Consider the following 20,778-nt stretch of genomic DNA (forward strand, 5'->3'; position numbering starts at 1 on the left):
AAGCGTGAACACAGGTCCGGCTTCGTCCACCTGGAGCCGATCCCGCGCCGGATGGCCGCCGCCCCTGGAAATTGCATTTTTCGACTTATCTGTGCTAGGATGCCCAAGATATCCCAAGATCTCTTGAATACAAATTTCTTTACAATGAGGAGGAGGAGGTCATGAGGAAAAAGCTTATCCTGCTGCTATGCGGGATCGGTATCCTGGCCGGATCCGGATGGCTGCTCTCGCAAGCCAGCGGCGAGGATGCCAAGTTCATCAAGATCGTCGATTCGTACCTGGACGAATACTGGAAGTTCTATCCCACGGCCGGCACGGCCGTCGGATTCGCCAAGTACGCCGACAAGCTCGAGGATTTCAGCGAGGGCGCCATCGAGAAGCGGGGCACGGCCCTGGACGGATTCAACAAGGATCTGGTGACCAAGGTCGCCGCCGACAAGCTCAGCCCCGAGACCCAGGTCGACCGCGAGATCCTGCTCGATGCCATCGACTTTGAGCTCTTCCGGCTGGAGAATCTCGTTCCCCAGCAGTACAATCCCCTCTTCTACAATGAGATCATTCTCAACAGCCTGCGCGGGCTGCTGGGCAAGGGTGTCACCGACGCCAAGCTCGCCGCCGCCACGGCCCGGGCCAAGGCCCTGCCCGGCTTCATCAAGCAGGCTAAAGAAAACCTTAAGACTCCGCCCAAGGAGTACACCGATGCGGCCGTCAAGCAGTTCGCCGCCATCCTCGACTATTACAAGACCGAGCTGCCCAAGGCGATTGAATCCGTCAACGGCGAGGCCAAGGCCAAGTTCCAGGCCGAAGCGGCCAAGGCCGTGGCCGCGGTCGAGGACTGGGGCAAGTTCCTGGCCGGCGATCTGCTGGCCAAGTCCACCGGCAACTTCCGGCTCGGACCCGAAGGCCACACCAAGCTCCTCCGTCTGACCGGGCAAAACAATATCCTGGTCCAAGAGCTCATCGATCGCTCCAAGGCCGACATCAATAATATCAAGGTCGAGATGGCCCGGATTTGCGTGTCCTACTACCCGGTCATGTACCCCGCCATTGATCTGGCCAAGCTCAACGCCGGCAGTGTGGAGGCCGGCCAAAACTATGTCATCAGAGGTGTTTTGGACAAGATCAAGGGTGATCACATGAACCGGGCCGACTGGGTGGGCCAGGTCAAGGCCTCGGCGGCCGAGATCAAAGAGTTCGTGGCTAAGACCAAACTCCTCGACGTGCCCGACGTCGACCTGACGATCGACGCAATGGAGCCCTTCCACCAGGGCCTGACCTGGCTGAAGCTCGCCGGCCCCGCTCCCTACGAGACGGCCGGCCCCTTCAGCGTCCAGGTTCAGCCCATCCCGGCCGACTGGACGGACGAAAAGGCGAATTCCTTTCTCGAGGAGTTCAACCACTACTATCTCCCGTTCTGGACGATCGAGCGAATCTACCCGGGCTCTTTCTTCCCCGCCGCCATCACCCGCAAGAACGCCAACATCCTGCGCAAGCTTCACCCCAGCCAACCGCTCATCGCCGGCTGGCCGCTTTATATCGAAGACACGTTCATCTACGCCGGCTTCGGCGAGTACGATCTGCGCCTGCGCCTGAACCAGCTCAAGCTCATGCTCAAGGCCGTCATCGACTTCCAGATGGAGCTCAACGTCCATCAGGGCAACATGACCAAGGAGCAGGTCGTCGCCTATATGACCAAGCAGGGCTTCATGACCCCGGCCGAGGCCGAGCGCAAGTGGGACATGATCGTCCTCAACCCCGGCTTAGCCGTCTATCCCTACATGGGGCTGCAGGAAATTCTGGATCTTGAGAAGGCCGCCAAGCAGACTCAAGGCCAAGCCTTCAACAAGAAGGAATTCGCGGCCAAGCTGCTGAGCTTCGGACCCATGCCGCTGCGGTCGCTGAAGAACAAGTTCGCCCAGTAAGGGCGCGTTGTCCCGCCATCCCCCGCTCATCCTTCCCCGCCGAAGGATGAGCGGGGGTTTTTTTTGAGCCGACCCATGAGCGACGAAAAGACTCTCCCCTCCGATCCGCATCCCGCGCCCGCGCCGGACTCCATCTTCCCCGATACCCACGCCCATTTGGATATGCCGGAGTTCGACCCGGACCGGAATGAAGTACTGACCCGGGCCCAAGCCGCCGGCATCGGGGCCATCCTCTGCCCCATCGACATCTCCTCCGAACGGAGCCGGCGAATCACGCTGGAGCTCCTCCGAACCCAGGCTTGGATCCGAGCCGCAGCCGGCCTTCATCCTCACCAGGCCAAGGACTGGTCGCCGGCCCGGGCCGAAGAGATCGTCGGCCTGGCCCGATCGGGCTCTCTCGTCGCGGTCGGCGAGATCGGCCTCGACTATCACTATGATTTTTCCACTCCGGCCGAACAGCGCCGGGCTTTTGCCGAACAGCTCGCCCTGGCCGAGACCCTCGGCCTCCCGGCGATTATCCACAGCCGCTTGGCCGGGTCGGATATCCGGTCGGCCGTGGACGGGGAAAATTTCTCGCGGGGCGGCATCCTGCACTGTTTCACCGAGGACTGGCCGTTCGCCGCGTCCATGATCGACCGCGGCTTTTGGATCTCCTTTTCGGGCATCCTGACTTTTCCGAGCGCCGGGAATCTGCGCGAAGTCGCCGCCCGGGTCCCCCTCGATCGGCTGCTCGTGGAGACCGACGCGCCGTATCTGGCTCCGGTGCCCTACCGCGGACGCGTCAAGCGCAACGAGCCGGCCTTCGCCGCGGCGACAGCCCGGTTTCTGGCCGGCTTGCGCGGACTCGATCCGGCCGATCTAGCCCCTTCGCTGCGCCGGAACTACGAAGCCTTCCTGGTTTCGCGGCCGGCCCCGGCCGTTTGACCCCTTTCCGGGCTCCGTGCTAAGATGAACGCCCCGCCATGGATAATTCGCCCGTTGCCGCCGCCCTCAGCGACCTTTACCGGCCCATCCTCCCCGATCTGGCGCTGGTCGAGGACGAGCTGAGGCGGGTCGTGCCCGCAGCCAATCCCCTGCTGGCGGAGATAGGCGACTATCTGTTTCTGCTCGGAGGCAAGCGGATCCGACCCGCGCTTCTTCTCCTCTCGAACCGCCTATTCGGCCTCCCCGACGGAGAATCGGTCTTCTGGTCAGCCATGATCGAAGTCCTCCATACGGCCAGCTTGATCCACGACGATATCGTCGACAACTCCGACCGGCGGCGCGGCCAGGCCACGGTTCACGCCCGCTGGGGGGCTAACATCACCGTCCTGCTGGGCGATTTTCTTTACATCCAATCCATCCTGCTGGCGCTGCGCAAGCGCAACTACGCCCTGATCGACATCCTGGCCGGCGTCACGGCCGCCATGATCGAGGGCGAGCTCGTCGAAACCTCCTGGAGCGGGAAGCCGGATATTCCCGAACCCGTCTACCGTGAGATCCTGAACAAAAAAACGGCCTCCCTCTTCGCCGGAGCCTGCCGCATCGGGGCCGAGCTGGGCCATGCGACCCCGGCCCAATCCGAGGCCATGGAGGCCTTCGGCCGCTGCCTCGGGATGTGCTTCCAGATCGTCGACGATTGGCTCGATTACGCCGGCGACGCCGGCACTCTGGGCAAGCCCGTTCTTTCCGATCTCAGGGAAGGCCGATTCACCTTGCCGATTCTGAGGTGTCTCAAACGCCTCGAGGGCGAGCCGAAACGGCGGATCCTGGCGCGGATCGAAAGCTTGGCCTCCGATCCCGAAGTCGGTCCCGAAATTCTGGACGCGGTTCGAGCCACGGGCGCCCTGGCGGAGACGCTCGAGGAAGCCCGCCGGAGCGCGGCCGAAGCCGAAGCCATCCTCCGAACCCTGCCCGAAAGCGAGGCCCGAGAGGCGCTACTCGGCTTGATCGGCTTGCTGCTCAACCGGGATAAATGACGTGCTGGAAGTCGAGATCAAGATTCGGATCGGCGATCCCAAGGCGATGCGGGACCGCCTGCTCGGACTGGGAGCCGCGCTGCGCCGGGAGCGGCACCGGGAAAACAACGTCCTCTTCGATTTCCCCGACGGTCGCTTGAAAGCCGGCGGCCGCGCTTTGCGGCTGCGCCTGGCCGGCCGGCGGGCCAGCCTGACCTTCAAAGGTCCGACCCAAAAATCGAGGCGCTTCAAGGTCCGGGAGGAATTCGAGACCGGGGTCCGCGACCTGGTTCAGGCTCGCAAGATCGTGCGGGCGCTCGGCTTGCGGCCCGTCTTCCGCTACGCCAAGATGCGGACCGCTTTCCGGATGGGCAAGGTCTCAGTCTGCCTGGACGAAACCCTGTTGGGCAATTTTCTCGAACTGGAAGGCGAACGGCCGGCCATCGCCAGGCTGGCCGAAAAATTGGGCTTCCCGTCGCGGGAGTGGATCACCGCAGGCTATGTCCGGATGCTGGCCGAGGCCGGCTATCCGGAAGGGACGACTCACTCCTCGCCGTGCCCCTCGTCATCCTCATGGGCGGTGTCGTCGAACTCGGCCCCCTCTTCCTCAGCGGCCTCCGCCCCTTCTTCGGCTTCGTCGTCGTCCGCACCGGCGGCGCCGTCCAAATCGTCGATCTCGTCGTCGGGGGTGAAGACCTGTTCGTCGGCCTCGAGGAGGTCCTCGGGCCGGTCCTGAATGATGTCGAAATCGACTAGGCCCTCGCGGACTTCAGCCTGGGCGATTCGGATGGGATTGCGGGATTTCGTCCGGATCTTCACCTTGGCGCCTTTGAGGAGCTGTTTGGCGCGCTTGGACGCCACGATGACGAACCGGAATTTGCTGTCGAGCTTGCCATACGTCTGCAAAGGCGCGATCTCCTTGGGTTGAAAGTGGATGAAGGCGTCCATTTTAACAGAATCGGCCCGGCAAGACAACCTTGAGTTTTAGCCCCGATTTCCCTAAGATGATAGTTTCCATGGACGCCATCGAACGCGACGAGCCCGACCGCGACCCGGTCCATGCCCGTAAGACATCCCGGCCTTGTGCCATCGAGGACGGCGACGCCCCGGCCGGCGGCTGGACCCGGCTGAAGCGCCTGTTCCGGGGGCGGGCAGAACGGCGGGCCGCCGAGATCGAGGCGATCCCTCCCCTGGAACCGGAATCCATCCCCGAGCCGCCCGAGGAGATTCCCCCGGCCGACGATGGCCCCGACTCCTTCTGAGCTTTGATATGACTCCCCCGCTCCCGACTCTCCCGTCGATCCGTGTCCGCGGCGCCCGCCAGAACAACCTGCGTTCGCTGGACACGGACATCCCCCACGACCGCTTGACGGTCGTCACCGGCGTCTCGGGGTCGGGCAAGTCGTCGCTGGCCTTCGACGTCGTCTTCCGGGAGGCCCAGCGCCGCTATCTGGAGTCCTTCTCCGCCTCGGCCCGGCTGGTCATGGGCAAGCTCCTGCGGCCGGAAGTGGATCACATCGACGGGCTCCGCCCCGCCGTCGCGGTCTCCCAGCGGACGACAGCGTCCGGCCCCCGTTCGACGGTCGGCACCCTGACCGAGCTCCTCGATCTGCTGCGGCTCCTGATGGCCCGGATCGGCCGGCCGCCCGCCGGATTCCCCCTGAAGCTCGAGCGGAGCCTGTTCTCCTTCAACTCCCCCCGGGGCGCCTGCCCGGCTTGCCGCGGATTGGGGGTCGAGGACGCCATCGATCCCGGCCTGATCATCGCCGACCCGGCCAAGACCATCCGGCAGGGAGCCTTGGCGTTGACGACCCCGGCTGGTTATATCATCTACAGCCAGGTGACGATGGACGTCCTCGACGTCGTCTGCCGGGCCCACGGCTTCGACGTCGATACACCCTGGCAGAACCTGGACGAAGAGGCCCGCCGGATCGTGCTGCACGGCTCGGATCGGGTCCGTATCCCTTTCGGCAAGCATCCCTTAGAATCCAGGCTGCGCTGGACGGGGATTACGGCCCGCCCCAGGCAAGAAGGAACGTACAAAGGCATCCTGCCGGTCATGGAGGCCATTCTCCGGACCAAGCGAAACGACGGCATCCTGCGCTATGCCCGGACGATGCCTTGCGCCGCTTGCGCGGGCCGACGCCTCCGGCCCGAAGCCCTCCAGGTTCTTTTCCGGGGTCGTTCGATCGCCGATTGGACCCGCCTGACGATTGGCCGGTTGGCGGCGGACTTCCAAGGCCTGACCTTCGAACCGGGCGAGGCCGCGGCCGGCGAGGCCGTGCAGCGCGCGTTGATCGAACGGGCCGCAATCCTCCTCCGGCTCGGCCTGGGCCATCTCGCCCTGGACCGGCCGTCGTCCACCCTGTCGGGCGGAGAGGCGCAAAGAATCCGCCTGGCCGGCCGGGCCGGGAGCGGACTGCGCGGCGTGCTCTACGTGCTGGACGAGCCCACCGCCGGACTTCATCCGTCCGAGACGGCACGGCTGGTCGACGTCCTGTGGACTCTGCGCGACGCCGGCAATACCGTGCTCGTCGTCGAGCACGACGAGGACGTCATCCGGGCCGCCGATCACGTCATCGAGCTCGGGCCCGGGCCCGGACCCGCGGGCGGAACCGTCGTGTTCGCCGGCCCGCCCGGCGAAAGGCCCCTCGCCGTCGCGGCTACCGGGTTCGCGCCGACGCGGCCCGGGACCGGCGCCCTGATCGTCCGCAACGCCCGCCTGCGCAATCTGCGCTCGGTCACGGCGGAGCTCCTGACCGGCGCCCTCAACGCGGTCTGCGGGCCGGCCGGGTCGGGAAAATCCACCCTCGTCCGTGAGGTCCTGGCCGCCCGCCTGCGGACCGGCGCTTTCGGGCCGGGCCTGGATGCCGACGGTGTGGACGTCCCCTTCCCCCGCTTCCGGCTCATCGAGATCGACCAGACGCCGATTGGACGGACGCCGCGCTCCAATCCCGCTACATACACGGGAGTCTCGGACCGGATCCGGGATCTTTTCGCGGCCTCGCCGGAGGCGGTCGCCCGCGGCTTCGGGCGCGGCCGCTTCTCCTTCAACACCCCCGGCGGCCGCTGCGAGCGATGCCTGGGCGCCGGCTGGGAATCGGTGGGCATGCATTTCCTGGGCGACGTGGACGTTCCCTGCCCGGCCTGCGAAACGCGCCGCTTCAATCCGGCGACCCTCGAAGTCAAAGTCCGCGGCCGGGACATCCACGAAGTCCTGGAGATGACGGTCGACGAAGCCGCCGTCTTCTTCCCCGAGCCCGAGCGGCTCTCCCGCGACCTCGGCTGGATGTCGCGCCTGGGCCTGGGATATCTCAAGCTCGGGCAAAGCTCCACCACCCTGTCCGGCGGCGAAGCCCAGCGGGTCCGGCTGGCCGCGGAGCTGATGCGCCCCGAAACCGGGACCATGATCTTCCTCCTCGAGGAGCCGACGACGGGCCTCCACCGGCGGGATACAGACGCGCTGCTGACCGCCCTGGACGATCTCGTCCGCCGCGGGCACACCGTCATAGCCATCGAGAACGATCCCTGGTTCTTGAAGTCCGTCGATCGGCTGATCGAGCTGGGGCCAGGATCGGGCCCGGACGGCGGATCAATCGTCTTCGCCGGCCGGCCGGCGGACGCGGCCTGCCGGGCCGATTCGCCCATAGGCCGATCGCTGGCCGGCCTGTTCGCGGCACCGAAGGACGCGCCTCGGCCGATAGCCCCGCGCCGCACGAAATCGGTCCGGACCGAGACGGCCCGGGAGCCGATCTGCCTGACCGGCGTCACCACGCATAACCTGCGCTCGATCCGGGCGGAATTCCCGTTCGAGAAGCTGACGGTCGTCGCCGGGCCCTCGGGAAGCGGCAAATCGTCGCTGGCCTTCGACACCCTGTTCGCCGAATCCCGGCGCTGCTTCCTGGAGAGCTTTTCGACCTATGTCCGGGACCGCCTGGATCCCGGCGAAAAAGCCGATTTCGAATCGGCCCGGGGATTGACGCCGCCCCTGGCCGTGGGCCCCCGGACGGCCGGACGCCATCCGCGGTCCACGGTGGGAACGATGACCGAGATCCACGACTACGCCCGGCTGCTTTATTCGCGGGCGGGCCGGGACGAAGCGGGGAACGAACCGCCCGGGCTGTCGGCGGCGCATTTCTCCTTCAACACCGAGGAGGGCGCCTGCCCCTGCTGCGGCGGCCTCGGCCGGCTCGCGGCCGCCGACCCGGAAGCTTTGATCACCGACCCCGCAAAGCCGCTCGTCGACGGGGCTATGAACGGGACGAAGACTGGACGCTTTTATGGCGATCCCTTCGGCCGCCATATCGCCGCGCTGAAGGCCGCCGGTATGGCCGCCGGAATAGATTTCAGCCTCCCCTACCAGGCGCTCAGCCCGGAAGCCCGGCGCTTGGCTTTTCGAGGCACGGACGATACCGTTTATGACATCGTCTGGTCCTATAAGCGCGGAAATCGCCAGGGCGATTTTAATTTCCGCGGCCCCTGGCCGGGATTCGCCGGCTTGATCGAGGAGGAATACGCCCGCAAGCACGGGGATTCGCGCGGCGAATCCCTGAAGATGTTCCTGCAAAACGCCCCCTGCCCGGAATGCGGCGGCCGCCGGTTGAAACGAGAAGCCCTAGCGGTGACCTTCGGCGGACTCTCCCTGCCCGGGTTCAGCGCTTTAAGCATCGAGGACGCCGAAGCCCGGCTTTCCGAAAATGAAGTCCTCGATACGCTGGGACCGAAAGCCCGCGCGGCTGCCGAAGCCCTTTGGCCCGAGATTCTCCGCCGCCTGGGACTTCTGCGGCAGGTCGGCCTGGGCTATCTGTCGCTCGACCGGCGAGCCGAGACTCTATCCGGCGGAGAGCATCAGCGCCTCCGCCTGGCCTCCCTTTGGGGCGCCCGGCTGACGGGCGTCACCTTCGTGCTCGACGAGCCGACCCGGGGACTCCACGCCCGCGATACCGAGCGCCTGATCAGCTCGCTCCGCGGGCTGGTCGGGGCGCGCAACACCGTCGTGGTCGTTGAACACGACCTCGACGTCATCTCGGCGGCCGATCAGGTCATCGAGCTCGGTCCCGGGGCGGGCAAGGCCGGCGGGCTCATCACGGCGCAGGGCTCGCCCGCCGCTCTGCGAGCCGATCCCGCCTCCTCCACCGGACACGCTTTGCGGTCGGCCGGGAATCGTCCGGCTCCCCTGCCGGCCGATCCGGCGCCCGGGTTGATCGTTCGCGGCGCCCGGGCCAACAACCTGCACAGGATCGACGTCGAGATACCGGCCCGGGCCCTGACCGTCGTCAGCGGCGTCTCCGGCAGCGGCAAATCCAGCTTGGTCAAAGGCGTCCTGCTTGCGACCGCCGAGGCCGGGCGGCCCATCGAGTGTCTCTCCGTCGAAGGCTTGTCCCGGTACGCTCAAGTCGTTTCCGTGGGCCAGGAGCCTCTCGGCGCAAGTCCGCTGGCCACGGCGGCCACCTATTTGCGGGTCTTCGACCAGATCCGCGGCCTGTTCGCGGAGACAGATGACGCGAGGCGCCTGGGCTTGGGCAAGAGGCATTTTTCCTACCTCACCGCCGCCGGACGCTGTCCCGCGTGCGAAGGCTCGGGGGTCATCAGGCCGGGACTCGATTTTCTGGCCGAGACGGAAGCGATCTGCCCTTCCTGCGCAGGCCTGCGCTATCGGCCGGAGGTCCTCGAAGCCCGATGCCAAGGGCTTACGATCGCCGACGTCCTGGCGCTGCCCCTTGAGAAGGCCGGCCTCGTTTTTGAGGATCGGCTTGTGCGGGACGCCGTCCGGGCGGCCGGGGAAACGGGGCTGGGATACCTGCAGCTCGGCCGGACGCTGGACACGCTCTCGGACGGAGAGGCCCAGCGGCTGAGGTTGACGGAGGCGCTCATGAAGCCTTCCCCCGGCGAGACTCTTTATCTTTTCGACGAGCCCACGGCCGGACTTCAGGCGGCGGAAGTCGAGGGGTTGGCGAGAATTTTCGCCGGGTTACTTGGCCGAGGCCATACCCTGGTTGCCGTCGAGCACGACTTGGACCTTATCGCCAGGGCTTATCGGATCATCGATCTGGGCCCGGAGGGCGGGAACGCGGGCGGCCGGATCGTCGCCATCGGCACGCCCTCGGAAGTGGCGGCCGCGGCAGACTCGGCCACCGGAGCTGCCTTGCGGCGTCGATTCGGGTACGGTCAGAACGCGCCCAATTGACAGTGCCGGATGGGGACGCCCAACGAGTCGGCGACATAGCCAGCCTGGATGCGGTCGACGCCGAACCGTTCGGCTTCCCGCCAGATCGCCAGGCACGACAGATCGCCGCGGCCGTCGCGTGCCGCGAGCAGCGCTTCCTTCAAGCCGGAGGGGATGGGACGCTCGGTAGCGCCGGCGGCGGCCCAACCCTTGGCATGCCCAGGGAAGCCGAACAGGCCGAGCTGGCAGCGGGTCAGACGGATGGCCAGCGCGTCGGCCGTGCGCCCGACGTCGCCCGGGCCGACTCCCAAGCGCCCCGCGGCGTCGAAAGCGGCCTGACAAGGCAACAGCCCGCTTTCCAGGCGGCCGCGAAAGTCAGCAGCGATCGCCGGATCGGCCGTCAAGTCGGGAGGTAGCTTTTTATCGTCGAGGGCCATGGAAGTCTCCTTGCCCCCTATCCTAGACGAGCCGTCCCGGCGCGTCAATAAACCCTGTTAATACTGAGCGGCGCTTCATCCCCCGATTTTAAAATCGGGGTTCGAGCGCCGCGAACGTGCCGGATCGGACCCCGCGTGGCCGTGCTATAATACAGCCTGTTCTCCGACCCGCGCGTCCTAAAGGCGAACCCAAGGCGCCCGGGCGAAGCGCCGGCTTCGGCCGGCCAAGGCCTGGAGGGAAACGTCCCGGCCTCCCGCATCGGAAAGGAGACATCATGCCGATCAAGACGATGCGCCGGATCGCCGGCGCGGCAGCCATCCTGGGAGCGTCCCTGGCGCTCCTTCCCGTCGCCGGGCACGCGAGCGCCATCGGCCAATCGCCCCTCGCCTTCACCGATGCGGCTGGACGCCAAGTCAAGCTGGCCGGCCCTCCCCGCCGGATCGTGGTCATCGGCGACGGCCCCTACATTCTGGCTCATCTGCTGTATATGTTTCCCGAGGGCCGGGCCCGGATGATCGCCATGGAGAGGAAAGGACGAACGGCCAGCGAATTCCTTCCGCTCGTCGATCCCGAATTCGCCAAGAAGACGTTCCTCGATCCCAACCCTGGCCCGGAACAGATCGCGGGGCTCCATCCCGACCTCGTCCTGACCCGCGGCTCCGTTCCCGATCCCAAGGCCGAATCGCTGGCCGCGATCGGCATCCCGGTCGCCCAGCTCGGCCTGGAAACCCCGGCCGAGTACGAGCGCGACTTGAAGACGCTCGGCCTCCTGCTCGACAATCCCAAACGGGCTGAAGAGATCGCAGCCTACTACCGGGGCCGGCGGACGGCCGTCGAATCCGGTCTGGCCGGCCTCGCCGACGCGGCTAAGCCGCGCGTTCTCCTGGCCATGGCCATCGCCCGGGCCGGCAAAGTCGCCGTTCAAGTGCCGGCCCGCAGCTGGATGCAGACGCTTCAAGTTCAGGCTGGGGGGGGGCTCCCGGTCTGGCTCGATTCCGCCCATCCGGCAACCGGCTGGACGGTCATCAATCTGGAACAGATCGCGGCCTGGAATCCGGACCAGATCTATATCGTCTTCTGGCATTCCATGGATCCCGGCAAGGCCTTGGAAGACTTCAAGGCCGATTCGCGCTGGGCGGCCTTGAAGGCCGTTCGGGTAGGCCGCTTGATGGCTTTCCCCGCCGACATCTACGGCTGGGACACGCCGGATCCGCGCTGGATTCTCGGCCTGACCTGGCTGGCCGCTCGGATTCATCCGGATAAATTCCCAAGCTATGATGCCGGCGCCGAAATGGACCTCTTCTACGGCACTCTCTACGGGATGAATCACGCGGAGGTGGAAGCCAAGATCAAGCCCGCGGTCAAGACGGATCTGCGCTGAAGGGGCCTGGATGAAACGAGCGTTCGCGGTCCTGGCGGCGGGCCTTCTGATCGTCTTGGCCGTTTCCATGCTGCTGGGGCGCTATCCCGGGCCCGGCTTGAGCTCGCCGGCCGCCATCCTGCACGATCCGTTGGCGCTCGATCTCGTCGCCAGCCTCCGCCTGCCGCGCATCGCCGCCGCCGTCCTGCTGGGCATGGTCCTTTCGGCCTCGGGGCTCGTCTTCCAAATGCTCTTTCGCAACCCGCTCGTCGACTCGGGATTCCTGGGCGTCTCCCAGGGCGCTGCCTTTGGCGCCTCGGCGGCGATCATCTTCGCCGCCGGCTCGGCGGCCGCCGTCCAGGCCGGCGCGGCTCTCTTTGCCTTCCTGGGATTGGCCATGAGCTACGCCTTGTCGCGCCGGATCCGATTCGGCGGCGGCATCCTGCGTTTGGTCCTGGCCGGTATCGCCGTAGCTTCGCTCTTTTCGGCCGGCACGGGCATGCTCAAGTATCTGGCCGACCCGCATCGGCAACTGCCCGACATCACCTTTTGGATGCTCGGCGGGCTCTGGAACATCACCTGGCCGGACGTCCTGGAGATGCTGCCGGTCAGCCTGGCCGCCCTGACCCTGATGTTTCTGATGCGCTGGCGGCTGAACCTGCTGGCTTTGCTCGAAGAGACGGCCTTCTCACTGGGGGCCGCGCCGCGGCGGGAGCGCCTCGTGCTTCTCATCGCCGCAGTCGCCGCGACCGCGGCCGTCGTGGCCAAAGCCGGACAGATCACATGGGTGGGCTTGGTCATCCCCCATATCGCGCGCCGCCTGGCCGGCTCCGACGCCCAGAAAGCCTTTCCCGTCTCTCTCGTCCTAGGCGGCCTCTTCGTCCTCGTCTGCGATGACCTTTCGCGCACCCTGCTCAGCGGCGAGATCCCGCTCGGCATCCTGACCTCGCTCTTCGGCACGGTCGCTTTCCTGATCCTGCTCATCAAGCAGCGCCCGGGAGTCCGCAATTGAACCCGGCCGATCCGATCGTCGTCGTGGAAGGCGTCTCGTTCGCCTATGGGCCGGGCGCGCCGAGCGTCTTGTCCGGAGTGTCCTGGCGATTCCGCCGGTCCGCCGTAACGGCCTTGCTGGGTCCCAACGGATCCGGCAAGACGACCCTGCTGAATCTCATCCTGGGCTGGCTGACCCCGGCGAGCGGCCGCATCATGATCAACGGCCGGGAGCCGGCCTCGTCCACGCGGCGAGAGTGGAGCCGCCAGGTGGGCTTCGTCCCCCAGGACGAGGCTCCCGCCTTCGAGCTGGAGCTCGGGGAACACGTCCTGCTCGGGCGGGCTCCTCATCTGGCGCTGTTGGAAAGACCGGGCGAAGCCGACCGGGCCGCCGCCGCCGCCGCCTTGGAACGGACGGGGTTGACAGCGCTTCGAGATCGGGCCGTGCACGCCTTGAGCGGGGGCGAACGGCAGCTGGCCGCGATCGCCCGCGTCCTGGCCCAGGCTCCCGACGTCTATCTCCTGGACGAGCCCCTATCTCACCTCGACTTGGCCAACACCCGCCGGATTCTGAAGATTCTGGAGTCCATCCGGAAGGAGGGCCGGACCGTCATCCTGACCACACACGATCCCAATATCGCGGCGCTCGTAGCGGACGAAGCCATTCTCCTGCGCGGCGGCGAGATCGCGGCGGGGGGCCCTCCCGTCGATGTCTTGACTGAGGAACGGCTGGGGTTTGTTTACGGAGTCCCGGTCGACGTCCGCATGATCGAAGGCCGTCCGGTCGTCCTGCCGCGCCTTTAAAAGAGCCGCCCGGGACGACGATCAGGCCGGCGGATAGGCCGCTTCCAAATCGTCCAGGAGGCGGTGGAAGCGCTCGTGGCTCCCTCCCCCGATGATCTCGTCCTCGACCCGTTCGAACTCCTTCGACAGCCCGGCCTGGACGGACTTCGCCAGAAGCCGATCGGCCATGGGATAGAGGATGAAGTCCTCCTTGTCGATGTGCGGGCCGAGGAGTGCGGCGTAGCCGCGAGCCTGGGCGACGAAGTCCGCCGCCGCCGCCCGATCCTTCCGCTTCAGCCCCGGTAGGGCGGCAGCGGCCTTCCGGACAAGCTCCCGCCCTCGCGTGTGCTCGGCTTTCATGACGCCGATCGGGCCGCCTTGATCGGGGACACCGGCGGCCACCATGGCCGGGAAGAGCAGGTCCTCTTCCTTGCCGTGGTGGCACTTGTCGGCAAAGACCCGGATAAATTCGACGGCGGCGTCCAGATGGGCCGGATCGACGGGGCTCCCGGCCTCGATCCGAGCGCAAGCCCGGGTCAGGATGCCCAGCATACGCTTGATGGCCTGATGTTCAATTTTAAGCTCTTCGGTTGGTGTCGGCATGGTCGCCCCCGATCAAAGGATCTTGCCGCTCGTCGTCGGCTTGGGCGTCTTGACGACGAGGACGCGGACCCGGGTCATGCTTTCGTTCAGGATGCGGTGGGGAACGAGGGCCGGGCTGTCGACCAGAGTCCACGGCGCAATCGTCCGGCGTTCGCCTCCGACCTCGACCGTGGGCTCTCCTTCCAGGGCGAAGAAGAACGCGTCCACGGGCGTTCTATGGAGCTTGAGGGATTGCCCCGGCTCCAGGGTAATCATCACGGCCGCCACGTGCTCGGTATCGTGCAGCGGCCGGACGCTGACTCCGTGCGGGTTTTCGGCCTCGGGCGCCAGCAGGGCTTGAATCATTTTCATCTTGTCCTCCGAACTTGGGATTTCAAGCCCAGCATAATCCGGAAGCCCGCTCGGGTCTTTGACTTCGATCAAATCCGGCCGGATCAGGGCCCGTTCAGGCGTAATGGGCGTCGAGCACCGCTTTCCACTCCTCGACGGTGCGGACGGCCACGAAGGCCATCCGGATGCGCTTGGGATGCGGATGAAGCCGGCCGTAGCTGATGCCGAAATGGCGCATGACGAAAGCCGCCTTGTACTCGCCGTACTGCTCCACGGCCAGGGCGAAATGGCGCTCCATGACGGCGCGCTGCTCGGCCAGCGAGGGCACGACCGGCTCCCGGCCGGCGGCCAGGTCCCGGGCTTGGCGGAAGAACCAGGGATTGCCGATCGCCCCGCGGGCGGCGGCGACGCCGTCGACGCCGGTCTCGGCAATCATGCGCAGGGCCTCCGCAGGCGTCCGGACATCCCCCGAGCCGATGACGGTCCGACCGGGAAAGGCCTGCTTGACGCGCCGAAGAAAATCCCAGTCGGCGGGACCCGTATACATCTGCTCGACCGCCCGGGCGTGGACGCAGATGGCGTCCGCGCCGAGCTCGAAGGCGCCCCGGGCGATCTCCCAAAACGCCGCGCAAGCATCGTCATCCAAGGCAAATGATTTTCGCAGCTTGATCATCAGCGGCCGATCGGGAACGGCCTCGCGCACCGCCCGGACGACCGCCAGCGTTCCTTCGGCGTCGGCCATCATGTGGCCGCCGCGCTTGCGGGAGACGACCTTTTTAACCGGGCAGGCGAAATTGAGGTCCACGACGTCGAACCCCAGATCGCACAGGGTGCGGGCCGCCTGGGCCATGAGGTCCGGGGCCGAGCCCATGATCTGCCCCCCGACCGGATGATCGCCGGCATCGCTGCGAACGAGATGGCGTCGGAGCTTCCCCTCGTGGAGAAGAAACTTGTCGAGCATCACTTCGGTCGTGGCGAAGGGCGCCCCGAGATCCCGGCAGATCGTCCGGTATGGTAGATCGCTGTATCCGGCCAGGGCCGCCAGAACAACCGGGAAATCGATCGTCAGCGGTCCGAGGCGGAGGGGCGGAAGCGGGGCGTTCACGGCGGCAGTATAGCGGGTCCTCCGGGGAGCCGCAACTTCCCCGCCGGCGGCGTTTCTGCTATGATAACGCCTCTTCACCCCATGAAAACGATCATCAAGGCCGAGAATCTGGTCAAAAAGTACGGCGACTTTACCGCCGTGGACGGGATTTCGTTCGAAATCCAAGAAGGCGAGTGCTTCGGGTTCCTGGGGCCCAATGGGGCCGGCAAGACGACCACTATCCGCATGATCCACTGCGTCTCCCCCCTGACCTCGGGCACGATTCTGGTCGACGGCCTGTCCGCCTCGGTCGACAACCGGGCCATCAAGGCCATGACCGGAGTCATCCCGCAGGAGATCACCCTGGACATCGACCTGACCGTCCGGGAGAACCTGCTGGTCTTCTCCCGCTTCTTCGACATCCCGCGGCGGGAGGCCCGGACCCGGGTCGACGAGCTTCTTAAGTTCGTCGAGCTCGAAGCTAAGAAAGACAGCAAGATCGACCAGCTCTCGACCGGCATGAAGCGCCGCCTGCTGGTGGCCCGGGCCCTGATCAACCACCCCCGACTGATCATCGCCGATGAGCCGACCACAGGACTCGATCCGCAGGCCCGCCACCTCATCTGGCAGCGGCTGCGCCAGCTCAAGTCCGACGGCGTGACGGTCATCCTGACCACCCAATACATGGACGAGGCCCAACAGCTCTGCGACCGCCTGGTGGTCATGGACAAGGGCAAGATCTTCAAGGAAGGTTTGCCCAACCGCCTGATCGAGGAGGAGATCGGCCGCGAGGTCATCGAGATCCGGATCGGGCCCGAGGAGGACGAGCGCTTGATCGAGGCTCTCGGCGGCGGCGTCTGCGGCCACGAACGGGTCGGCGACACGCTCTATTTCTACTGCCGCGACGGCCACGACGTCCGCAAGAAGCTGGTCGAGCTCGACCTGCCCCGCGTCGTCCACCGCCCGGCCACCCTGGAGGACGTCTTCCTCAAGCTGACGGGACGGAGCCTCGTCGAATGAACATCTCCTACCGCGTCGGCCACGTCTTTATCCGCAACCTGATCTCGTACAAGCGCTATGTCCTGACCACGTTCATCGCCAGTCTGGTCCAACCCCTGTTCTACCTGGTCACCTTCGGCATCGGCATGGGCGCCTACATGGGCGCCTTCGGCGGCAAGGGCTACCTGCACTTTCTGGTCCCCGGCGTCATCATCTCCTCGGTCATGATGTCCGCGACCTTCGAGTGCCTGTTCGGGACCTTCGTCAAGATGGTCCACGAGAAGCTCTACGACTCGCTCGTCGCGACTCCCGTCTCGGCCGAGGACGCCATCACCGGCGACATCCTGTGGGCCGCCTTCCGGGGCCTCATTTCGGGCGGGCTGATGATGGCCGTCGCCGGCGTCATGGGCATCTTCCCCGCCTCCCTCTGGAGCTTCCTGCTCGTCCTTGTGGTCGTCCTCCTGGTCGGCGTCCTGTTCGCCTCCCTGGCCATGATCGTGACCTCCTATGCCCCCAACTTCGATTTCTTCAACTACTACACCGAGCTCGTCATCACCCCGATGCTCTTCTTCTCGGGCGTCTTCTTCCCTCTGGATAACTTCCCTGCCTGGATGAAGACCCTGGCCCAATTCTTCCCTTTGACCCATGCCGTCAAGATTTCGCGGGCGGTCTATTCGGGCGTCTACCCGACCAGCATCCTGTTCAACATCGCGGTCGGCGCGGCCCTCGGCACGGTTGCCTTCGTCTTCGGCGTCAAGCGGATGAAGAAGCGGCTGATCAAGTAAACGCGGGAGGGGGCTGCCGATCAGGCCCGGGAGGCGTAAGGCAATTCCCGAAACGCCACGGTAAAGGTGGTCCCGTTCGCCCGCTCCAGTTCGATGGTGGCCTCCAATTGGCCGACCAGCAGGTTCACGATCTGGAACCCGAAGCTTTTGGCTTGACGAAAGTCCAAGCTTTTCGGAAAGCCGATGCCGTCATCCGCTATCCGGACTACGACGGCCCCGCCGGGCGCCCGGCGCAATCCGATTTTGATGATCCCCGTCCGACCGTTCGGAAAGGCATGCTTGATGGCGTTGGAAACCAATTCATTGAGAATCAGTCCGAGGGGATTGGCCGAATTGATATCCAAGGTCATTTCCTCGAATTTGGCGTCCAAGCGGATTTGCCCGGGGTCCACCTTATAGACGTGGAACAAGTGGAGGGCCAAGCTCTGGATATACTCGGCCAATTCAATTTTTGAAAGATCGCGGGATTTGAAGAGCTTTTCGTGGACGAGGCTCATGGCTTGGATGCGGGTCTGGCCTTCTTGCAAGATCTCGCGGCACTCCGGGTTTTGGGTGTGCCCCGCTTGAAGACGGAAAAGGCTGGAAATGACTTGCATATTGTTCTTCACCCGGTGGTGGATCTCCCGAAGCATCACCTCTTTTTCGCGCAAGGACGCCCGGATGACCTCTTCGGCCTGATGACGGTCGGTGACGTCGGCCAGGAAGTTCAGGGAGGCCGGACGGCCTTCCCAGTCGATCAGGACGGCGCCGATCTCGACCCATTTGACGACGCCGTCGCGGGCCACCAAGCGGAAAATGTAGCGGGGTAAAATCGCATTGCCGGCCAGCCGGCTCCGATAATTCGCCACGACCATCTCCCGGTCGTCCGGGTGAATGAACTCGGCAAACGGACGCGCCAGGAGCTCCGACTCCGGATATCCGATCATCCGGACGGTGGTCGGATTGACGAATTTCAGGAGCCCCTCCTGGGCCACGATGACGGCTTCGCCGGCGTTTTCCACGAGCTGGCGATAGCGGGATTCGGACGCCAGGAGCGCCGCCTCCGCCCGCTTGCGCTCGGTGATATCGTCGATGATGCCGTCAAAATACTTCGCTTGCCCCTGCTCATCTTTGCCGAGCACCGCCGATACGGAACCGTAGAAAGGGCTGCCGTCCTTCTTTTTCAGCCCCAATTCCTCCCCTCTGACAAATCCCTCTTTGAGCATTTTCTTGTTAAATCGGTCCCTGTCGCCCGAAGATTGATAAAGGTCCGATACATTGAGAGCCAGGAACTCCTCTCGATCTTGATACCCGAACATCGCGATGATGGCCGGGTTGGCCTCAATGAATTTGCCTTCAGGCCCGACCGTGTTCCGATAGATGCCCAAGTTGACGTTTTCCGTCAGGCTCCGATGCTTGGCCTCGCTCTTTCTCAGCTCATCTTCCGCCCGATTGCGCTCGGTGACATCGCGAACGATGGCCTGAAGATAGGATTTCCCCCCGATATCAAATGCGTTCAGGCTGACCTCTGCATCAAACGGAGTCCCGTCGTTGCGTCTGTGCCGCCACTCGAAAAACTGCCGCCGCCCTCCAAGCGCCGCCTCGATTTTCTCCCGGGCTTTCTCTGAGGATTTCCTCCCGTCGGGCTGAACATCCGGGGAGAACCGATCGGGAGGTTGCCCGATGATTTGTTCCCGGGTGCAGCCGAACATCTCCAAGGTCTTCTGGTTGCAGTCGTAGAAGAGGGTCCGGTCCATCAAAAATATGGCATCGTTGGCCGTTTCGAAGAGGAGCCGGAACTTGGACTCGCTCTCCAGCAGAACCTTCTCGGCCTGCTTGCGCTCGGTCACGTCCGAAACGGCGCCCAGCCACTTCACTGGTTTTCCCGATTCATCCCGAACGACGGTTCCCCAATCATGCCAATAGAGAAAGGTTCCGTCCTTCCGTCGGACCCGGCATTCCACGGAATACGGCTCCTCGGATTTCAATCGCTTCTCGATGGCCGCTAGAACGCGCTCCCGGTCCTCGGCATGGAACAGGCTCGTATACCCTTCCCAGGTCCGGGGGATCTCGTTGGGTTGGTAGCCGAGGATCTCGTCGACTTGTCCGAGCCATTCCATGCGCGAACCGAGATCCCACTCATAGATCAGATTCGTCGCCGATTCCGCGGCCAGACGGTAGCGCTGGCATTGCGACCTCTCTTGCTCGAGAGCCAAGCGCAGTCTGGCGATCTCGGAAGCCAATTTTTCCGTTTCCGGGGGCTCGGCTCGACTATTCAATCCATCAGACATGGGGCATCCGCTTTCCGTCGATCTCTTTATTTAAAGAATAGGCCCGCTTTGTAACAATGTCAAACGAAGAGGCCGGGGCGATCAACCGGAATTCGTTGCAAGACCGTCCTTCACTTGATGTTTGCGGTCAGGCGCCGGAACGATTATAGTCGATTAAGGTGTGGTTTGCCCATTGGCCCAATCATCCGTCCGACGGGAGTCTTTTGCGCCGCCAGCGGAAGATCCTGTTCAACGGAATAGGGCGCATCCCTAACCGGGTGTGTTTTGTCTGTTCGGACGAAAGCAACGCGCGGCCGCCGGGCGGAGTTCTATCAAGATTGGAGGAATCATGAGAAAAACCGCTTTGACTCTGTTCATTGCATTCGGCCTGGCTGCAGCCGCTGCCTTCGCCCAGACACCCGATTTGAGCGGGGAATGGAAGCTCAATTCCGGACGGAGCGACTTGGGCGATATGGCCGCGGCCGACCCCAGCATCACCCTGTCGATTCGACAGGAAGCGGGCCTCATCACCATCCGCAAGACCATCTCCATCGTAGGTCGGGAAGTCGTTAAGAATTTCCGGTACACGCTGGACGGCAAGGAAGCGCTCAACGCGGGCGAGAGCCTCAAGGAGCTCAAAGGGGCCGCAGCCTTTGACAAGGGGATTCTGCTGGTGCGCTCCGAACAGGAAGGGATGACGATGACCAGCACCGGCGTCGGCGAACCTGAGATCGAATACTTCAAATACAATTCGGTCGAAGCCTTCTCCTTATCCGCCGACGGGAAGACGCTGACGCTCGTCCATGACCAACAAATGCCCGACGGGGCGCGAAGGCTGACCTACGTCTTCGAGAAGCTCGGGAGCTAGATCCCTTTTTCCTTAGGCCGGGGCTCCGGCCCGACGCCGATGGCGCCTGTAACGATCATCGGCTTTTAACGTGGAACTCCGCGAGGATTGCCGGGCCATCCGGATTCGAGGGGGGAAATGAAAAATGACCCGTGTAGGACTCGAACCTACAACCCGCAGATTAAGAGGGCTAGGCTTGAGATACTTTTCATGCTGATAATAAACGAGTTTCACTAACGACCTTTGGCAATTGTGGCTGATTTGTGGCTGTCGGTACGGATTTGG

The 20,778-nt window shown here is 64.6% G+C and carries 17 protein-coding genes, 1 pseudogene and 1 riboswitch; of the genes and pseudogenes, 12 read left to right on the forward strand and 6 right to left on the reverse strand.

The window, feature by feature from the left end; genetic code table 11:
- The first annotated feature begins 161 nt into the window (after positions 1-161).
- The 4 genes from NTZ26_13230 to cyaB all read left to right on the forward strand — a co-directional run bounded on the left by NTZ26_13230 (position 162) and on the right by cyaB (position 4,595).
- Positions 162-1,922 (forward strand): DUF885 family protein, encoded by a 1,761-nt coding sequence (locus NTZ26_13230; protein ID MCX6561465.1) that lies wholly within the window; start codon positions 162-164, stop codon positions 1,920-1,922.
- 75 nt (positions 1,923-1,997) lie between these two features.
- Positions 1,998-2,846: a TatD family hydrolase gene (locus NTZ26_13235; GenBank protein MCX6561466.1), complete on the forward strand. Its 849-nt coding sequence runs from the start codon at positions 1,998-2,000 to the stop codon at positions 2,844-2,846.
- 38 nt (positions 2,847-2,884) lie between these two features.
- On the forward strand, positions 2,885-3,880 hold the full coding sequence (locus NTZ26_13240) for a polyprenyl synthetase family protein (protein ID MCX6561467.1): 996 nt from the start codon (positions 2,885-2,887) through the stop codon (positions 3,878-3,880).
- A 1-nt stretch (position 3,881) separates the two neighbouring features.
- Positions 3,882-4,595 (forward strand): class IV adenylate cyclase, encoded by a 714-nt coding sequence (cyaB, locus tag NTZ26_13245; protein ID MCX6561468.1) that lies wholly within the window; start codon positions 3,882-3,884, stop codon positions 4,593-4,595.
- 20 nt (positions 4,596-4,615) lie between these two features.
- Here the strand turns inward: cyaB and rpoZ are convergent.
- Positions 4,616-4,807, reverse strand: a pseudogene (rpoZ, locus tag NTZ26_13250) (DNA-directed RNA polymerase subunit omega).
- A 68-nt stretch (positions 4,808-4,875) separates the two neighbouring features.
- Here rpoZ and NTZ26_13255 point away from each other — a divergent pair.
- Both NTZ26_13255 and NTZ26_13260 read left to right on the forward strand, forming a co-directional pair.
- Complete coding sequence (locus tag NTZ26_13255; GenBank protein MCX6561469.1) at positions 4,876-5,121, forward strand: hypothetical protein; 246 nt, start codon at positions 4,876-4,878, stop codon at positions 5,119-5,121.
- A gap of 8 nt (positions 5,122-5,129) precedes the next feature.
- Positions 5,130-10,046 (forward strand): excinuclease ABC subunit UvrA, encoded by a 4,917-nt coding sequence (locus NTZ26_13260; GenBank protein ID MCX6561470.1) that lies wholly within the window; start codon positions 5,130-5,132, stop codon positions 10,044-10,046.
- Here NTZ26_13260 and NTZ26_13265 read toward each other — a convergent pair.
- Positions 10,028-10,462 carry a hypothetical protein gene (locus NTZ26_13265; GenBank protein ID MCX6561471.1) on the reverse strand — a complete coding sequence of 145 codons (435 nt, stop codon included), beginning with the start codon at positions 10,460-10,462 and terminating at the stop codon, positions 10,028-10,030. The two genes, NTZ26_13260 and NTZ26_13265, sit on opposite strands and share 19 nt — an antisense overlap.
- Before the next feature lie 149 nt (positions 10,463-10,611).
- A riboswitch (molybdenum cofactor riboswitch) is annotated at positions 10,612-10,748 on the forward strand.
- Here NTZ26_13265 and NTZ26_13270 point away from each other — a divergent pair.
- The 3 genes from NTZ26_13270 (at position 10,738) to NTZ26_13280 (ending at position 13,617) form a co-directional block, all read left to right on the forward strand.
- The gene (locus NTZ26_13270; protein MCX6561472.1) at positions 10,738-11,844 is read left to right on the forward strand and encodes an ABC transporter substrate-binding protein; all 1,107 of its coding nucleotides are present in this window, start codon (positions 10,738-10,740) and stop codon (positions 11,842-11,844) included. It overlaps the preceding riboswitch by 11 nt.
- Before the next feature lie 10 nt (positions 11,845-11,854).
- Positions 11,855-12,835, forward strand: coding sequence for an iron ABC transporter permease (locus tag NTZ26_13275; protein ID MCX6561473.1), 981 nt, complete (start codon positions 11,855-11,857; stop codon positions 12,833-12,835).
- Positions 12,832-13,617 carry an ABC transporter ATP-binding protein gene (locus tag NTZ26_13280; GenBank protein MCX6561474.1) on the forward strand — a complete coding sequence of 262 codons (786 nt, stop codon included), beginning with the start codon at positions 12,832-12,834 and terminating at the stop codon, positions 13,615-13,617. Before NTZ26_13275 ends, NTZ26_13280 begins: the two co-directional genes overlap by 4 nt.
- Before the next feature lie 21 nt (positions 13,618-13,638).
- On the opposite strand, the gene NTZ26_13285 is transcribed toward NTZ26_13280, so the two are convergent.
- From NTZ26_13285 to NTZ26_13295, 3 genes are all read right to left on the reverse strand, one after another.
- The gene (locus tag NTZ26_13285) at positions 13,639-14,199 is read right to left on the reverse strand and encodes a hemerythrin domain-containing protein (protein ID MCX6561475.1); all 561 of its coding nucleotides are present in this window, start codon (positions 14,197-14,199) and stop codon (positions 13,639-13,641) included.
- 12 nt (positions 14,200-14,211) lie between these two features.
- The gene (locus NTZ26_13290) at positions 14,212-14,550 is read right to left on the reverse strand and encodes a cupin domain-containing protein (protein ID MCX6561476.1); all 339 of its coding nucleotides are present in this window, start codon (positions 14,548-14,550) and stop codon (positions 14,212-14,214) included.
- Between the two features lie 94 nt (positions 14,551-14,644).
- A complete protein-coding gene (locus tag NTZ26_13295) occupies positions 14,645-15,634 on the reverse strand; it encodes a tRNA-dihydrouridine synthase family protein (GenBank protein ID MCX6561477.1) in 990 nt (329 codons plus the stop codon).
- An 81-nt stretch (positions 15,635-15,715) separates the two neighbouring features.
- On the opposite strand from NTZ26_13295, the gene NTZ26_13300 reads away from it, so the two are divergent.
- Positions 15,716-16,633 carry an ATP-binding cassette domain-containing protein gene (locus NTZ26_13300; GenBank protein MCX6561478.1) on the forward strand — a complete coding sequence of 306 codons (918 nt, stop codon included), beginning with the start codon at positions 15,716-15,718 and terminating at the stop codon, positions 16,631-16,633.
- The gene (locus NTZ26_13305) at positions 16,630-17,397 is read left to right on the forward strand and encodes an ABC transporter permease (GenBank protein ID MCX6561479.1); all 768 of its coding nucleotides are present in this window, start codon (positions 16,630-16,632) and stop codon (positions 17,395-17,397) included. The genes NTZ26_13300 and NTZ26_13305 overlap by 4 nt, the downstream gene beginning before the upstream one ends.
- Positions 17,398-17,417: 20 nt before the next feature.
- Here NTZ26_13305 and NTZ26_13310 read toward each other — a convergent pair whose 3' ends face one another.
- Positions 17,418-19,619 carry a PAS domain S-box protein gene (locus NTZ26_13310; GenBank protein ID MCX6561480.1) on the reverse strand — a complete coding sequence of 734 codons (2,202 nt, stop codon included), beginning with the start codon at positions 19,617-19,619 and terminating at the stop codon, positions 17,418-17,420.
- Between the two features lie 376 nt (positions 19,620-19,995).
- Here NTZ26_13310 and NTZ26_13315 point away from each other — a divergent pair, with 376 nt between their 5' ends.
- Positions 19,996-20,514 (forward strand): hypothetical protein, encoded by a 519-nt coding sequence (locus tag NTZ26_13315; protein MCX6561481.1) that lies wholly within the window; start codon positions 19,996-19,998, stop codon positions 20,512-20,514.
- The last annotated feature ends 264 nt before the right edge of the window (positions 20,515-20,778 follow it).

This window comes from Candidatus Aminicenantes bacterium, assembly GCA_026393855.1.
Lineage (GTDB): Bacteria > Acidobacteriota > Aminicenantia > Aminicenantales > UBA4085 > UBA4085.

Excerpts from the sequence above, each read along its gene's own strand:
- NTZ26_13230 (MCX6561465.1), top strand. The coding sequence starts at position 162 with ATGAGGAAAAAGCTTATCCTGCTGCTATGCGGGATCGGTATCCTGGCC.
- NTZ26_13235 (MCX6561466.1), top strand. The coding sequence starts at position 1,998 with ATGAGCGACGAAAAGACTCTCCCCTCCGATCCGCATCCCGCGCCCGCG.
- NTZ26_13240 (MCX6561467.1), top strand. The coding sequence starts at position 2,885 with ATGGATAATTCGCCCGTTGCCGCCGCCCTCAGCGACCTTTACCGGCCC.
- NTZ26_13255 (MCX6561469.1), top strand. The coding sequence starts at position 4,876 with ATGGACGCCATCGAACGCGACGAGCCCGACCGCGACCCGGTCCATGCC.
- NTZ26_13260 (MCX6561470.1), top strand. The coding sequence starts at position 5,130 with ATGACTCCCCCGCTCCCGACTCTCCCGTCGATCCGTGTCCGCGGCGCC.
- NTZ26_13265 (MCX6561471.1), bottom strand. The coding sequence starts at position 10,462 with ATGGCCCTCGACGATAAAAAGCTACCTCCCGACTTGACGGCCGATCCG.
- NTZ26_13270 (MCX6561472.1), top strand. The coding sequence starts at position 10,738 with ATGCCGATCAAGACGATGCGCCGGATCGCCGGCGCGGCAGCCATCCTG.
- NTZ26_13275 (MCX6561473.1), top strand. The coding sequence starts at position 11,855 with ATGAAACGAGCGTTCGCGGTCCTGGCGGCGGGCCTTCTGATCGTCTTG.
- NTZ26_13285 (MCX6561475.1), bottom strand. The coding sequence starts at position 14,199 with ATGCCGACACCAACCGAAGAGCTTAAAATTGAACATCAGGCCATCAAG.
- NTZ26_13290 (MCX6561476.1), bottom strand. The coding sequence starts at position 14,550 with ATGAAAATGATTCAAGCCCTGCTGGCGCCCGAGGCCGAAAACCCGCAC.
- NTZ26_13300 (MCX6561478.1), top strand. The coding sequence starts at position 15,716 with ATGAAAACGATCATCAAGGCCGAGAATCTGGTCAAAAAGTACGGCGAC.
- NTZ26_13305 (MCX6561479.1), top strand. The coding sequence starts at position 16,630 with ATGAACATCTCCTACCGCGTCGGCCACGTCTTTATCCGCAACCTGATC.
- NTZ26_13315 (MCX6561481.1), top strand. The coding sequence starts at position 19,996 with ATGAGAAAAACCGCTTTGACTCTGTTCATTGCATTCGGCCTGGCTGCA.